Source organism: Paenibacillus sp. IITD108, from assembly GCF_036541265.1.
GTDB lineage: Bacteria > Bacillota > Bacilli > Paenibacillales > Paenibacillaceae > Pristimantibacillus.
The window spans coordinates 148,721-163,338 of sequence record NZ_JAZHCT010000007.1; the positions used below are offsets into that span (position 1 = coordinate 148,721).

The window sequence follows — 14,618 nt, forward strand, 5'->3', positions numbered from 1 at the left end:
AAAGTGATACAAGGATAAACGGTTTCGCCGTCCTTCGGACTGGCGCGTTTACCGATGAAATATAAGGACAGATATAAGGTATAAAAACTTATACTTTCTTATATTTAAGAAATACGAAATTTAATATACAGCAGGAGGATGCCATAATGTCTAATTTGAAATTTAAACCAATTCTCCTCACGGCTTTAGCGACAGCTGTGGTCTTATTTGGCGGCTGGGCAATTTACCAACAAGTAGCCGTTCAAGCTCCGCTTGAGCAGGCGATAAAAGATGTGCAGGGTATTGTTCATGCGGACAAGCCGAAGCGCGATAGTGATTGGATTGAAATTAATGTTGAGCTTGCACCTACCGCTAATTTAAGAGAAGTGTATGAAACGATTGCACATAATGGAGAACGTGTAATAGGCAATAGAACGCTAAAGCTTCAAATCGATTCCGAAGCTAATGCTCAGCTTGAAGGCATTTGGCAATCGGCGATGTTTCAAATAGCAGAAGCTATGGAAAATAAAACGTACTCGCAAATTCCGACGGCGCTTGAGCAAATCGCAAGTAAATATAATAATGTTCAAGTTAAAACGGATATTGATGATAATAATGTATATATTACTTTGACGAATAACGAGGGAGCTTTGCATAAGGTGCTGCCTCGCACGCCACATCTGCTGGGAGCGTGGTCAAATGCGTAATATGAGTAAAGAGATAGCAATTGGTATTATTCCGGTTATGCTTATTTTCTTGGTAGTTATTAATATTAATTTGCTGCCGATCGTAATTGTAGGTATGCTAGCAGCTACAGTTATCGTTGCGGCAACAAGAGGCAAATCGAAGCTAGCTGCAGTGCCCACGCAAAAAAATGACCGCCAAATAAGCTCCGAGCCGTTTAGTTTTGAAGAAATTGGCGGCCAAGACCGTGCTAAGCAGGAGCTTATTGAGGCTTTAGATTTTTTGATCAAGCCGGAGCAGATTGCAAAGCTTGGCATTCGCCCTTTAAAGGGCATTTTGCTGACTGGGCCTCCAGGTACAGGGAAAACCTTGATGGCAAAAGCCGCGGCTCATTATACCGGCTCTATATATCTGGCAGCATCGGGAAGTGAATTTGTTGAGATGTATGTTGGGGTAGGGGCAGGACGTATTCGTGATTTATTTAAAGAGGCAAGACAGAAGGCGAAGAAAGCCGGTAAAAACAGCGCCATTATTTTTATTGATGAAATTGATGTCATAGGCGGCAAGCGAGATGGTGGGCAGCATCGTGAATACGATCAAACCTTAAATCAGCTTCTGACTGAAATGGATGGCATTCATAGCGAAGCAGCCCCGCAGTTATTAATTATTGCTGCAACGAATAGAAAGGAACTGCTTGATTCGGCGCTTACCCGTCCGGGCCGTTTTGATCGACATATCCATGTAGATTTGCCTGACAAAAAAGGCCGTCTTCATATTTTGAATATTCATGCCAAAAACAAACCGCTAGACCCGGCTGTAGATCTAGAGAAAGTCGCAACGCAATCCTACAGCTTCTCGGGCGCTCAGCTGGAATCTGTTATGAATGAGGCAGCAATATATGCACTGCGTGATAATAAGACTGTCATTACAGAGGATGAGCTGACAATGGCTATTGACAAGGTGCTGATGGGGGAAAGAACGGACCGTGAAGCTTCCTTGGAGGAGCGGAATCGCGTAGCCAGACATGAGCTGGGCCATGCTATTATGGCGGAGCTGCTACGTCCGGGCAGCGTTGCTCAGGTTACCGTTACGCCAAGGGGACAAGCGCTAGGCTACGTGCGGCATAACCCTGAGAATGATAAAACATTATACACGAAGCAGTATTTGCTGGATCAAATTAAAATAGCGCTTGGCGGTGCGGCGGCAGAAGAAATATTTTATGGTGAGAGAAGTACAGGCTCCCGCGGCGACTTTGATCAAGCTGTCAGTCTGGTTCGGACTTTAGTGGAATCTGGGTTGACGGAGCTTGGCATCATCGATGCTTCTATGATGACCCCTGATGGCTGGGCTACAATCTCCAGAAAAATTTTGGATGAACAAATGGCAGAAACAAAATCAAGCCTGCTAAAGCATAAACAAGTAATCGATGATTCCATGTCCGTGTTAATGTGTGAAGAAACGTTGAACGGAAATGAGTTTAGAGCGCTGCTTCATGCCTAATAACGACCATTAAGCGTTTTCATTATTACAAATTAAGGACAGACGTCTCGTCTGTCTTTAATTTTCCTTATAATTCGTTATAATTGGTTGTATAACAACCTCAAGGGAGCCATTAATGTGAAAATTAAAAAGGTTGGCGTTATAGGGATAGGCACAATGGGGCAAGGTATAGCAGAAATGCTTGCAGCTTGTGGTCTAGATGTCATCATTGTAGAACGTACGACTGAACGCTTGGCGTATGGGCTTAAAATGATAGAGCTGAATCTTGATAAGCAAATTGAAAAATGGGCGCTTACGAATGCTGAGAAAAAGCTTATTTTATCACGCATTCAAGGTGCAGACCATTATTTCTCGCTTGCAGATTGCGAGCTTGTTATTGAATCAATATCTGAAGATTTGGAAGAAAAGAAAGCGCTGTTCAGAGAAGTTGATCGCTGCTGCGGTCCAGATGTTATACTCGCCAGCAATACGTCTGCGCTAAGTTTGACAGAAATCGCCAGTGTTACACAGCATCCAGAACGAGTTATCGGCATGCACTTTATTTATCCAGTATTAAAAATAGATTTGGTAGAAATTATTCGAGGTCTTAAAACGTCCGAGGAAACATTTTTAAAAACTAAAAGTTTCATTGACGATATTATACATAAAAAAGGAATCATGGTGTATGAATCGCCAGGGTACGTGACGACAAGGCTTATAACTTTATTTATTAATGAGGCGCTGCATGTGTTGGAGGAAGGCGTTGCCTCTGTAGAGGATATCGATGACGCGATGCGTATCGGGTATTCTTTCCAACATGGCCCGTTCGAAATGGCGGACCGCTTTGGTCTGGATTCTGTTTTGGCGGCGCTTGAGAATATGTTCCGCGACTATGGCGAATTGAAATATCGTCCTTCGATCGTTTTGAAAAAATTAGTAAGAGCTGGTCAATTAGGCGTAAAAACAGGGGAAGGCTTCTTTAAATATGATGAAGAAGGGGACCGTATATCATGATTATTCTTATACTAAATGCCGGCAGCTCTTCTCTCAAATATCAGCTTTACAATATGCAGAATGAAGAAGTAATCGCCAAAGGGCTGGTTGAGCGAATCGGCATGGACTCATCCATCATTACTCATAAAGCGAAAGGGCACTCTGAGATTCGAGATGTGAGTGAAATTTTGGATCATGTCACAGCTGTAAAACGTGTTATAGACATGCTGACTCACCGCGAGTTCGGCATTATTAAAAGCATGAACGAAATCGATGCTGTTGGCCACCGCGTCGTTCATGGAGGCGAAGTGTTTAAGGAGTCGGTGCTCGTTACACAGGAAGTAAAGCTGGAAATCCGCCAGCTGTTCGACTTGGCTCCGCTTCATAATCCGGCGCATATGATGGGCATTGTAGCCGTCGAATCTAATCTGCCTAATGTTCCGCAGGTAGTCGTGTTCGATACAGCTTTTCACCAGACTATGCCCAGCAAAGCGTATTTATATCCGATTCCGACTGTATTGTATCGCCGTCACAAAATTAGACGTTATGGATTTCATGGCACCTCGCATGCTTACGTAAGCACACACGCAGCTGAATACTTGAATAAGCCGCTCGAGCAGATGAAAATGGTAACATGCCATATCGGTAACGGAGCGAGCTGTGCGGCCATTCTGGACGGCAAATCAGTTGATACAAGTATGGGTATGACTCCGCTTGAAGGCCTGATGATGGGAACTCGCAGTGGTGATATTGACCCGGCAATCGTTCCTTATGTTATGAATAAGGAAGAGCTAACGTTAAGCGAAGTGAATTCTATGCTTAATAAGCATAGCGGAATGCTTGCTATTTCTGGAACAAGCAGCGATATGAGAGAGATTACAGAAGCGATGCAGGAGGGGGACAAAAATGCCCAGCTTGCATTTGACATGTATGTTTACAGACTGAAGAAATATATAGGCTCATATGCGGCTGCAATGAACGGTATTGATGTGCTGGTCTTTACAGCAGGAATTGGCGAAAATTCAGCGATCGTGAGAGAAGCTGTATGTAACGGTATTTCATTCCTTGGCATCGAGATTGATGCCGAGGCTAATCAGATTAGAAGCAGTGAACCGCGTGAGATATCAACTGCGAATTCTAAAGTGAAGGTCCTGGTTGTTCCTACTAATGAGGAACTGCTAATAGCGAGAGATACGTATCGCATTGTAGGAAAAGATAAAGAAGCTGTAACAGCTTCCGAATAGTGGAGGTGGGGTCATTTCATGAACGACGAAATCTGGAAGGCTTACTCTCATGGAATGGCTGCTGCGATGCAGGAAGGCGGTATATATGTTTCATCTATGCTGCTTCACAGCTATAGCCAGCTTGGGTTATCCAATTCAGAAGCGATGCTTATGCTGCAAATGATGCAATTTGCACAGGTGGAGCATATTGAATTTCCTACGCCAGAGCAATTGGCAGATAGAATGGGTCTGCCTGTTCAAGATATTGGCGCTATGCTGAGCAGACTAATGCGTGACGGCTATATTTCAATTGATGATTTTATTGATCCTGTGTCTGGCGTTCAATCAGAAAGGTATAATTGGAGCGGGTGGCTGCTGCAAGCTTCGCATTGGCATGCCGAGCATAGGCGGATGCAGAAAAAGCAAGAAAGATCATCTAGGCCGCGGCCTCAGTCATCGTCTTCATCGCAATTATTCTCAAGCTTTGAGCAGGAATTTGGGCGGCTGCTGTCGCCGATGGAATGCGAGACGATCAGCGCCTGGCTGGATCAGGACCGCTATACAGAAGAGATTATACTGTTCGCATTGAAGGAAGCTGTATTTGCAGGAAAATTAAGCATGCGCTATATCGACCGTATCTTAATGGAGTGGGGCCGCAATCGGATTACAAGCGTAGAGGAAGCTAAGGTGCATACACAGAAATTCCGGGCTGGCCGTCTGTAAAACGACTATATACGAATACGAGACATTAGTGTACAAGATATTAGTGATTACAAGACATTAGTGATTACAACAAGACATTAGTGATTACAACAAGACATTAGTGATGAGAAAAAGCGAGGATTAGTCGTGACTAGCCCTCGCTTTTTTTAGATTTATACGGAAGAGCTGAACGGCAACAAGTTTTGCAATAATGGCAAACTGTGTTGTGGAACAAGTACTCTCGCTTTAAAGCTAACTGCATTTCCTGTACTTTGTTTTATGAATTTTACCTTTTTGTTATTCTAAGGGGAAAAAGTACATTAGTTTGGCGAGATTCGCAAAATTTAGCGTAATTCAATAAAACTAGTTGCATGAAAACAGGCTGTTGAAAAAGTAACTTTTCTGACGAAGCCGATCAGCATCACCGCAAAAAAGCAATAGCGGAACGTGTGTCACTTATGTCGAGCAAATGAGGGGATTTCGGCGCAATAACGGAACGTGTGTCCAGATAGTTGTCGCCTTAAAAGTCGGCGACCTCGAACTCTGTGGGGCTCAGCGAACGTTTGCTTATATTTGGCGGTCACTCGTTCCGCTATTTGCCCTAAAAACACTATTTTTATTGTTTCACGGACACTGTTTCCGTTATCGGCCCAGTTTCCGGCTGTATGTGGGGAGTTTTCGAGCAATAGCGGAACGTGTGTCACTTATATCGAGCAAATGAGGGGATTTCGGCGCAATAACGGAACGTGTGTCCAGATAGTTGTCGCCTTAAAAGTCGGCGACCTCGAACTCTGATGGGGCTCAGCGAACGTTTGCTTATATTTGGCGGTCACTCGTTCCGCTATTTGCCCTAAAAACACTATTTTTGTTGTTTCGCGAACTCTGTTTCCGTTATCGGCCCTTTTTCCGCTTGTATGTGGGGAGTTTTCGAGCAAAACAGCTCAATGTATATGAAATTTCATACACAATACACTGAAATGACCCAAAAAACACAATTGTATATGAAAATTCATACATAATTGATTGGTACCACCTAAAACGGCTCAATGTATATGAAATTTCATACACAATACGCTGAAATGCTCCAAAAAACACAATTGTATATGAAAATTCATACACAATACACTGAAATGCTCCAAAAAACACAATTGTATATGAAAATTCATACACAATACGCTGAAATGCTCCAAAAAACACAATTGTATATGAAAATTCATATATAATTGAATGGTACCACCTAAAACAGCTCAATGTATATGAAATTTCATACACAATAGGCTGAAATGTCTCAAAAAACACAATTGTATATGAAAATTCATACATAATTGATTGGTACCACCTAAAACGGCTCAATGTATATGAAATTTCATACACAATACGCTAAAATGCCCCAAAAAACACAATTGTATATGAAAATTCATATATAATTGGTTAGCATCACGTCATAATCGGCACTTCCACAAAATTAAAGTTTGCCATCATAGAAAAGTACTAGTTTCGGTTTTTTATCAGCCTGACGAAGTCCATTTAGAATCTTTTTTTTGATAAAAAAGTGAATCTAGACGCATGAAATGTATTTAGATTAAAGTTCAAAAGTTTATAATCCGCGCTTCAGAAGCTCCAGCTTGTATACATACTCAAAAATAAACTCAAAAGCTTCCAAATGTCTTTTCGCTTCAAATGCATTAGCGCCCCAAGCATATATGCCATGCTTACGCAAAAGGATACCCGGTATTTTTTTATCTAGACGCTCAGTCACTTCAGGAACAATTGAAGGGATGTGCGCAAAATTAGATACAATTGGAATTTCGATTTGCGCCTCTTCGTCCCAAATGTTGAAGCCTTTAATCAATTCAACACCATCGACTGGAACTGATTTGCGGTCCCAGAAATATTCTGAAATGACGTTATTATAGACGGTATGGACGTGAAAAATCGCGCCAGCGCCTGTTAAACGGTATATTTCACAATGAATTAACGTTTCGGCAGAAGGCTTAAGGTTTGTTTTTTCACTTGGTTTTCCATCTTGATCAACAAACAAATAGTCCTCAGGCGTATGAATCGTTTTATCTTTGCCGCTGGCGGTAATTGCAAAATTAAATTCATTTGCGTCATAATCCCCGACACGCACCGAAAGATTACCGCTTGTGCCGGCAAACCAGCCACGTGAGGCGAATAATTGTTTAACTTCCTTCAGTTCAGCTAATGCGCTTTGCTTCTCTTCTAAAGATATTTGATCCAGCTTCATAATCTTAATTCCTTTCTGAGCTCGTCATTGCATCGATTATGTCAAAAAAAGTTTCAAAAGGAGTATGAGTGAGGCCCAGCTCCTTGCATTTTTCTGTTAAATGCGAACGGGAAAATATTTGATCTGCCAGCTTTGCTCCTTCAAAATCCGTTACACTGTCCCCAATTACGATCCGCTCGTACTGCTCTGCCGGAAATAAGCGCATAATGGCAGGCTTGCACATTCCGCAGTTGTTGCTGCAATGCTCATCACATGGGTGAGGCCATAAAATTTCTATTTTCTCGTCTTCAAAGCTGCTGCCATTGCAGTAAATATGGTTCTTCGGAATGTCAAACGGTTCTAGAACCGGGTAAACAAAGAAATCTATACCGCCGCTCGTAACGTAAAATAAAATATTGTTTGTTTTGCAATAATCCAGAAATTGCGCAAATCCGTCTCTAATACGCGCGTTGCCGACACTGTAATCAACGACCTCCTGCTGCATCGAAGAAGGAAGCAGCCGAAATAATTGGCTGACGCCTTCCTTGATCGAGAGCTCTGTTGATAACGTTTTTTGTACCAGCTCTTCCCAGCCCGGCGGATTGAAGTGCTTGATAATTGCGATAATATTGTCATTTATAGTGATGGTTCCATCGAAATCACAAAAGATAACCTTTTGCTTGCTCATTCTCTAACCCCCCACGCATCGATAGCCGCTGCAAGAGGCTCATGACCTGGCTGGCTGGCTGCGTCTCGCAAGGATACGCCTTTCATAGCTGCAGTGATCGCTTGTCGGAATGCTTGTCCTCCAGCTTCTGTTCCAAGCGGATGACCGTGAATGCCCCCTCCAGCATTCACAACTACATCTAAACCAAAGTCGCCGATTATTAAAGGGACCAGCCCAGGGTGAATGCCGGCGGAAGGCACGGGGAAGCTTGCTTTCAAATGATGCATATCGTTTATTAATGCTTTTTGAACAGCCAGGTTTTCTTCCTTTGGCATGACAACTGAACCGTATGGTGACGGGAACAGGACTAGGTCCGCTCCTGCAAGACGCATTAATTTGCCTAGCAGCAAGGGGGCGCTTATGCCGTAATGCTGGGATGGATATAGAGCGCCAGCCATAGCAGGATGGGCTGCAATAGGAACGTTTATCGACGGATCGCTGCTTAGCTCATGCAGAGCATCGAATCCGTATGCCAACACATTAAATAGAAGCGCATTCGCTCCAGCTGCAATTGCTTTTCGAGCGTTTTCCGCCAGTTTAGAGGTGGGTCCTGTTAAGTTTGTCGCATAAAGCAGCTTTTGCCCTGTTGCTTGTTCTGCCTTGCGCGCTGCTTCCATACACGCCTCAACACGCTTTTCCAGCGGCGTAAGCGGGTTTTCAAACAAAATTTCGTCATCCTTGATCAAATCGACGCCGCCAAGCGCCTGTCTATAAAACTGCTCCTGTAAATTCGGCAGATCATAACCGATGACAGATTTAAAAATGCTCATCAGAAGTGGGCGGTCATGCACCCCTAGTATATTTCTTATGCCTTCCAACCCGTACTTAGGGCCAGGGAATACGGAAGCAAAGCTTTCTGATACTTCAAGATCGATTAGCTTGATTTTTCCATCCATCGAAAGTTTTCCGAAAACTGTAACTAACAAAGCGGGAATATCTCGGCTGAAATTAATGTCTGGGTAAGCGATTGAAATATCCGCATATCGCTCGCCAGGCTGCAAGTCTGCGGGTTCATGCACCTGAACGGAAACAACCTTGCCCAAATGCTTCTCCATATGCTGTTTTTGTGCCTCAGGCATTTCTGTCCAGCTGCCTACTGTCAGCCCAACTGCGATGCCCTGTGCTTTTTTATTAAAATCTGCTTTGTCATCGTAGGCGCGATAAGTTGCAATACAGTGTCCTATCATTGTGAAATACTCCTTTCAATAGCGGCTCCAAGCTCAACGGAACGATCAGCTGAACGCTTGACTGCAGCTTGTATCGCTTCGGCAAATTGAAACTCGCCAAGCACATTCAATGCTGCTTCTGTCGTTCCGTTCGGGGAGGTGACCTTTCGGCGCAATTCCGCGGGGTCTTCATTCGTTATCTGAACCATCTCGGCGGCACCAAGCACGGTTTGGGCGACTAGTTGCTTGGCTTCAACATAGGAAAGTCCAAGCGACTGCGCTCCGCTGATCATGCCCTCCATGAAGCGGTATACATAAGCTGGTCCGCTGCCAGATACGCCAGTTATGGCAGGCTGCAGTGTTTCTTCAACTACCGTACAATACCCGATAGATTGGAATATAGCTTTCATAGCTTCAAGCTGGCTGTCTGTTACATCTGGCGAGCAGCTGACTCCTGTAGCTCCTAGACCGATCGTGCTGGACGTATTCGGCATAGCTCTAACGACAGGCTGCTTCTCACTTGTCAACTGTTTGATGGAAGCAATCGATAAACCGGCAATAACCGATACAATTAATTGCTCCTCTCTTAAGTGGGACTTTAAAACCTCCAGCGCAGTAACCGCATCCTTAGGCTTCATAGCCAGTACGATAATATCCGCTTGCACTAGCAGCTGCTCCTGAGTTATGCCGTTAAGAATCGTTTGCACGCCATATTCCTTCTGCAAAAACGTTAATCGCTCCTCAGAGCTGCGATTAAGCATCGAAATATTGCCTGCTTCGATTAAATTTTGCTTAAGTATTCCGCGTACAATCGCTTCAGCCATAGCTCCAGCCCCATAAAAGCAAATGCGCTGGTTGCTAAGAGCGGAAGGATTTGTTATGTCTTCACTCATATCGAATACTCCTTTATTGCCTGATTTGTCCATTGCCAGTAATTTGATATTTCGTCGAAGTTAGAGCAGGCAGACCCATTGGACCTCTTGCATGCAGTTTTTGTGTGCTAATGCCGATTTCAGCGCCATAGCCGAATTCAAAACCGTCGGTAAAACGGGTGGACACATTGTGGTATACTGCTGCTGCATCTATTTCTTGAATGAAGCGTTCAGCAAGAGCTTTATTATTTGTAACAATACATTCGGAATGCTTCGTGCTGTAGCGGTTAATATGCACTAGTGCTTCATCCAGACTGTCCACTATAGCAATGTTCAGAATATAGTCGTTATATTCTGTAGCATAATCCTGCTCGGTAACCAGCTTAGAGCCTTTTACTTGCTGATCGTAAGGCGAAGGGAGGCGAAGCTCAACTCCAGCTTCAATCATTTTTTGCATAAGTTGCTCCAAATGAAGGTTTGCGAAATCACGATGAATAATTAAAGTTTCCATCGCATTGCAAACCGAAGGACGCTGCACTTTGGCATTAAATGCAATTTCGGAAGCCATCTGTACATCAGCATCTTTATCAATATAGGTATGACATACACCTGCGCCCGTTTCAATAACCGGAACAATCGAATTTTCAACTACATTGTTAATTAGCGCTGCTCCGCCTCGAGGTATAATTACATCGAGCAAGCCTTTCAGCTTCAGCATTTCATTGACAGAGGAACGGTCTGAATTTTCAATGAGCTGTATAGCATCAGCAGGCAAAGCCGTATTTTCGAGCGCACTGCGCAGCACCGCTACGATTTGCCGATTGGATTCAAGCGCAGCTGAACCGCCGCGCAGTACGACACAGTTGCTAGTTTTCAAGCAAAGCCCAGTAGCATCAACTGTAACATTAGGACGGGCTTCATAGATCATGCCGATAACGCCGAGCGGAACGCGCAGCTTGCGTATATGAATGCCGTTAGGACGTTCAAACTGCTCCAGCAGCTCTCCGACTGGATCAGGCAATTGTACAATTTCACGCAGGCCATTCGCGATGGCCTCAATCCGTTTCTCATCAAGGGCAAGCCGGTCCAGCATAGAGGAACTGGTGCCCTGCTCCTGGCCGCGCTTCAGATCCAATTTGTTCGCTTCAATAATTGCGGCGCTTGCAGCTACCAATGCATCCGCCATTACAAGCAATGCCTCATTCTTTTGCTCCGTGGTTACATTATTCATAATTCTAGCCGCTTTTTGTGCCAATGTTGCTTTCATAACTACTTCATTAGACATTATCATAGCCTCCTTATTTAAAATGAATGATTTTGGTGTTTACAAAGATACCCACTCATCGCGATGAATGACTTCTAATCTTGCAGCGTCCACTCTGCGGCTTGCTTCCTCTGTAGACAATCCTGCAGCAGCCAGCAGCTGCTGCGCAGAATAATTGACTACACCGCGGCCAACAATATTTCCGCTTTTGCTGTATACTTCAACAACATCGCCAGGGTGAAAATCTCCTGTGCTGCTAATGACGCCGGCAGGGAGGAGGCTTTTGCCGCCTGTAACGAGCGCCGAAACTGCGCCTTCGTCAACAATGATGCGGCCTTCGGATAAGGAATGGAAGCCGAGCCATTGCTTCTTCATAGACAGGCTGTGCAGCTTCGTATCAAAATAGGTGCCTTTGCCGTTGCCGGATAGGGCAAGCTCCAAATCGCCCAACTGCTGGACCTTGCCGATAAAAGCATTCACGCCGCCGCGCATTGCTATTCTAGCCGCTTCAATTTTTGATCGCATGCCGCCTGTTCCTACTGCTGATCCTGCCCCTCCAGCCAAAGCCAATATTTCACTGGAAATTTGCTCAACGCGATCAATTTTACTTGCAGTCGGGTTAATGCGTGGATCTTCTGTATACAGACCATCCATATCTGTAATAATAACGAGATTGGCTGATTTGGTCATTGCTGCGACAAGTGCGGAGAGATTGTCATTATCTCCAAATTTAAGTACGAGCTCATCGGTGGCAACTGTATCATTCTCATTAATAATAGGTATAATTTTCTGTTTGAGCAGCTCTTCTATTGTCATTTGAGCGTTTTGAATTCTTCTGCGATTGGAAAAATCAGCTCTGGTCAGCAATATTTGTGCTGAAGTAATAGCATACTCAGAAAATGCTTCCTGATAAGCCTGCATAAGCAGCGCTTGACCGACTGCAGCAGCAGCCTGTTTTTCATGTACGGCCTTCGGCTTGACAGGGTAGCCAATTTTTTTGAAGCCTGCTGCAACCGCACCCGAAGTGACGAGCATAACGTCCTTGCCAGCCAAATGCTGCTTGGCAAGCTCGCTTGCAAAAAAATGGATTCGTTCCCGATTAAGCCCGCCTTCTTCGGAAGTGAGCGAACTGCTGCCTATTTTCACTACTATACGTTCCGTCATAAAATCCCATCCCATAGCTAATAATTACATACTTATAATGAAAAAGATAATGAAATAGAAAAAGACCTCCGTCCAAAAAAGGACGAAAGTCTATCTTCCGCGGTACCACCTTTATTGATGCTTCCACGGAGGGAAGCATCCAGCTTATGCCTTGTAACAGCAGGCGCTGTCCGATTATTCATCGGCCGTTCAGGGGTAGGTTCGGCAAGTGGCCAAGACGAATTCTTGCAGCCGGTGGAATTCGCTCTCTGTCATGACCGTATCAAGCTTAATAGTCCCATCATTACGTTTCACGTTCTTATTTTGCTTATACATTCAAGCATATCACGATCCATTATTACTGTAAAGCTGACCGAAGCCTTTGTGCAGCAGGGATTGGCTTTAGAAAAGATTTAATTTGCCAATTCGCGCAATAGCCTCTTGAAGGCGCTCTTCATCCGCTAATAGCCCCAGGCGGACATAGCCTTCCCCATGAGTACCGAAGCCGATTCCAGGTGCTACTACAACGTCGGCTTTCTCGAGCAGCAAATCAGCAAATTGCTCAGACGTATAAGGAGCGGGAACTGGCAGCCAGCAGAAAAATGAGCCTCCTGGCGCCGCAGCCTTCCAGCCAATTCGCTCAAGCTCTTGATAGACACAATTTCTTCTTTGCTCATAGCGCTGGTTAATCTCTTGAACACATTGCTGAGAGCCAGTTAGCGCAAGGGCTGCCGCTTCTTGGATTCCGCCAAACAAGCTGCAGTAATAATGGTCTTGAATAAGATTGATCATCGCAACGATTTCTTTGTTGCCTAACGCAAATCCGACACGCCATCCAGCCATATTGTAGGATTTGGACAGCGTATAAAATTCAACACCGACATCCTTTGCTCCTTCAGATTGCAAAAAGCTGATCGGCTTTTTTCCGTCGAAGCCAATCGCGCCATAGGCGAAATCACTTGAAACAGCAATATTATACTTTTTGGCAAATGCAATAACTTCATCGTAAAATTTGCTATCTGCAACAGCACCTGTCGGGTTGTTGGGATAATTCATAAACATTAATTTGGCTTGCTTAGCTATATGCGGGTCAATAGCCTGCAAATCAGGCAAAAAACCGTTTTCTTCTTTAAGCGGCATGAAGGACATGCTGGCGCCGGCGAGTGCAACGCCTGACCAATAATCCGGATAGCCAGGATCAGGAACAAGGCAAACATCGCCTTCATTCAGCAAGCATTGACTAATTTCTACCAAGCCAGTTTTGCCGCCAAACAAAATAGCTACTTCCGTTTGCGGGTCTAAGTCCACGTTGTAATCGTCCTTATAACGTTTAGCTATTGCTTCTTTCAGAAAAGCATATCCGCTGAAAGGCGGATATTTATGATAAAGCGGATTGGTCGAGGCTTCCTGCAGCTTGGATATAATATGGGCAGGTGTAGGCCGATCCGGGTTTCCTTGTCCCAAATTAATGACATCGCGTCCTTTTGCTATTTGAGCGTTAGCTTTCGCAACGAGCTTGGAAAAAAATTGCGTAGGCAAGGACGCGAGTCGATCTGCCGGCTTAAATTGAATTGCTTGTTGATTAACCACTTCTTCACACCCTCATAGTAAACATATCATTTTAGTATACTTTAACATGTTTCTTTTTAGTTGAGAAGAAGCAAGCTGGTCAGGCATTTTTTAGCTTGATGAGCAGCGGGGTCAAATCAGATTGGAATTCAAGTACAAAGGGTTTCCGCTGTTCATTGAAGCAAAGGATAATCGGTTTTGAATTTTCGCAATGAAAAATAAATACATCATTTGTTTGAATAGATAACTCGCCAACCTTAAGAGCATAGCTCTCGTTCAAAGGTATTCGGTACACGTAGCTGCAGTTTTTGTCAGGCGCGATTTGTGGCGCAAGCCCCGTGACTGTGCCCAGAAAACCTCTGGCCATTGTTTGAAACTGTTCATCATTTGGTATGCTTTTAATTACTTTTCCAGCCTTCACATCAAATATTTGTACAGGGCGTGACAGGTTGGAGGGCGCCGATTGGGTTGGCGCCGGGGCTGCTGCAGCTGCTTGGAACATTCCCAATGAAAGAAAAAGCAGCAGCAAAAAAGCGGCACACTTCGCGGTTTGTTTATAATACATCGTTTATTCTCCTTTACAGATGGAT

The 14,618-nt window shown here is 44.2% G+C and carries 14 protein-coding genes; 6 read left to right on the plus strand and 8 right to left on the minus strand.

Annotated features, from left to right (window positions below; genetic code table 11):
* The first annotated feature begins 146 nt into the window (after positions 1-146).
* The 5 genes from V1L65_RS08630 to V1L65_RS08650 all read left to right on the plus strand — a co-directional run bounded on the left by V1L65_RS08630 (position 147) and on the right by V1L65_RS08650 (position 5,081).
* Positions 147-686, plus strand: a complete 540-nt coding sequence (locus V1L65_RS08630) for a hypothetical protein (protein ID WP_331698716.1) — start codon at positions 147-149, stop codon at positions 684-686.
* Positions 679-2,163, plus strand: a complete 1,485-nt coding sequence (locus tag V1L65_RS08635; RefSeq protein ID WP_331698717.1) for an AAA family ATPase — start codon at positions 679-681, stop codon at positions 2,161-2,163. The genes V1L65_RS08630 and V1L65_RS08635 overlap by 8 nt, the downstream gene beginning before the upstream one ends.
* Before the next feature lie 117 nt (positions 2,164-2,280).
* Positions 2,281-3,156, plus strand: coding sequence for a 3-hydroxyacyl-CoA dehydrogenase family protein (locus tag V1L65_RS08640; protein WP_331698718.1), 876 nt, complete (start codon positions 2,281-2,283; stop codon positions 3,154-3,156).
* Positions 3,153-4,379 carry an acetate kinase gene (locus V1L65_RS08645; protein WP_331698719.1) on the plus strand — a complete coding sequence of 409 codons (1,227 nt, stop codon included), beginning with the start codon at positions 3,153-3,155 and terminating at the stop codon, positions 4,377-4,379. Before V1L65_RS08640 ends, V1L65_RS08645 begins: the two co-directional genes overlap by 4 nt.
* 18 nt (positions 4,380-4,397) lie before the next feature.
* Positions 4,398-5,081 (plus strand): DnaD domain-containing protein, encoded by a 684-nt coding sequence (locus V1L65_RS08650; protein ID WP_331698720.1) that lies wholly within the window; start codon positions 4,398-4,400, stop codon positions 5,079-5,081.
* A 1,576-nt stretch (positions 5,082-6,657) separates the two neighbouring features.
* On the opposite strand, the gene mtnB is transcribed toward V1L65_RS08650, so the two are convergent.
* Genes mtnB through proB form a run of 6 tightly spaced genes read right to left on the minus strand, consistent with a single transcriptional unit; the run spans position 6,658 to position 12,480 of the window.
* Positions 6,658-7,308, minus strand: coding sequence for a methylthioribulose 1-phosphate dehydratase (gene mtnB / locus V1L65_RS08655; protein ID WP_331698721.1), 651 nt, complete (start codon positions 7,306-7,308; stop codon positions 6,658-6,660).
* Positions 7,309-7,312: 4 nt separating this feature from the next.
* On the minus strand, positions 7,313-7,975 hold the full coding sequence (locus tag V1L65_RS08660) for a 2-hydroxy-3-keto-5-methylthiopentenyl-1-phosphate phosphatase (RefSeq protein ID WP_331698722.1): 663 nt from the start codon (positions 7,973-7,975) through the stop codon (positions 7,313-7,315).
* On the minus strand, positions 7,972-9,201 hold the full coding sequence (locus tag V1L65_RS08665) for a 2,3-diketo-5-methylthiopentyl-1-phosphate enolase (protein WP_331698723.1): 1,230 nt from the start codon (positions 9,199-9,201) through the stop codon (positions 7,972-7,974). The genes V1L65_RS08660 and V1L65_RS08665 overlap by 4 nt, the downstream gene beginning before the upstream one ends.
* A complete protein-coding gene (gene proC / locus V1L65_RS08670; protein ID WP_331698724.1) occupies positions 9,198-10,073 on the minus strand; it encodes a pyrroline-5-carboxylate reductase in 876 nt (291 codons plus the stop codon). Before proC ends, V1L65_RS08665 begins: the two co-directional genes overlap by 4 nt.
* Before the next feature lie 13 nt (positions 10,074-10,086).
* Entirely contained in the window at positions 10,087-11,337 is a 1,251-nt protein-coding gene (locus tag V1L65_RS08675; protein WP_331698725.1) for a glutamate-5-semialdehyde dehydrogenase, read from the minus strand.
* Between the two features lie 39 nt (positions 11,338-11,376).
* Complete coding sequence (gene proB / locus V1L65_RS08680) at positions 11,377-12,480, minus strand: glutamate 5-kinase (protein WP_331698726.1); 1,104 nt, start codon at positions 12,478-12,480, stop codon at positions 11,377-11,379.
* Positions 12,481-12,597: 117 nt separating this feature from the next.
* Here proB and V1L65_RS08685 point away from each other — a divergent pair, with 117 nt between their 5' ends.
* Entirely contained in the window at positions 12,598-12,876 is a 279-nt protein-coding gene (locus V1L65_RS08685; protein ID WP_331698727.1) for a hypothetical protein, read from the plus strand.
* On the opposite strand, the gene V1L65_RS08690 is transcribed toward V1L65_RS08685, so the two are convergent.
* Positions 12,862-14,049 (minus strand): pyridoxal phosphate-dependent aminotransferase, encoded by a 1,188-nt coding sequence (locus tag V1L65_RS08690; protein WP_331698728.1) that lies wholly within the window; start codon positions 14,047-14,049, stop codon positions 12,862-12,864. The genes V1L65_RS08685 and V1L65_RS08690 overlap by 15 nt on opposite strands.
* Positions 14,050-14,128: 79 nt before the next feature.
* Positions 14,129-14,593, minus strand: coding sequence for a hypothetical protein (locus V1L65_RS08695; protein WP_331698729.1), 465 nt, complete (start codon positions 14,591-14,593; stop codon positions 14,129-14,131).
* Between the last annotated feature and the right edge of the window lie 25 nt (positions 14,594-14,618).

What these genes read in the sequence shown, in the direction of transcription:
- V1L65_RS08665 (WP_331698723.1), bottom strand. Translation starts at nt 9,201, where the DNA reads ATGATAGGACACTGTATTGCAACTTATCGCGCCTACGATGACAAAGCA.
- V1L65_RS08660 (WP_331698722.1), bottom strand. Translation starts at nt 7,975, where the DNA reads ATGAGCAAGCAAAAGGTTATCTTTTGTGATTTCGATGGAACCATCACT.
- V1L65_RS08675 (WP_331698725.1), bottom strand. Translation starts at nt 11,337, where the DNA reads ATGTCTAATGAAGTAGTTATGAAAGCAACATTGGCACAAAAAGCGGCT.
- V1L65_RS08630 (WP_331698716.1), top strand. Translation starts at nt 147, where the DNA reads ATGTCTAATTTGAAATTTAAACCAATTCTCCTCACGGCTTTAGCGACA.
- V1L65_RS08695 (WP_331698729.1), bottom strand. Translation starts at nt 14,593, where the DNA reads ATGTATTATAAACAAACCGCGAAGTGTGCCGCTTTTTTGCTGCTGCTT.
- proB (WP_331698726.1), bottom strand. Translation starts at nt 12,480, where the DNA reads ATGACGGAACGTATAGTAGTGAAAATAGGCAGCAGTTCGCTCACTTCC.
- mtnB (WP_331698721.1), bottom strand. Translation starts at nt 7,308, where the DNA reads ATGAAGCTGGATCAAATATCTTTAGAAGAGAAGCAAAGCGCATTAGCT.
- V1L65_RS08650 (WP_331698720.1), top strand. Translation starts at nt 4,398, where the DNA reads ATGAACGACGAAATCTGGAAGGCTTACTCTCATGGAATGGCTGCTGCG.
- V1L65_RS08635 (WP_331698717.1), top strand. Translation starts at nt 679, where the DNA reads ATGCGTAATATGAGTAAAGAGATAGCAATTGGTATTATTCCGGTTATG.
- proC (WP_331698724.1), bottom strand. Translation starts at nt 10,073, where the DNA reads ATGAGTGAAGACATAACAAATCCTTCCGCTCTTAGCAACCAGCGCATT.
- V1L65_RS08685 (WP_331698727.1), top strand. Translation starts at nt 12,598, where the DNA reads ATGCTTCCACGGAGGGAAGCATCCAGCTTATGCCTTGTAACAGCAGGC.
- V1L65_RS08645 (WP_331698719.1), top strand. Translation starts at nt 3,153, where the DNA reads ATGATTATTCTTATACTAAATGCCGGCAGCTCTTCTCTCAAATATCAG.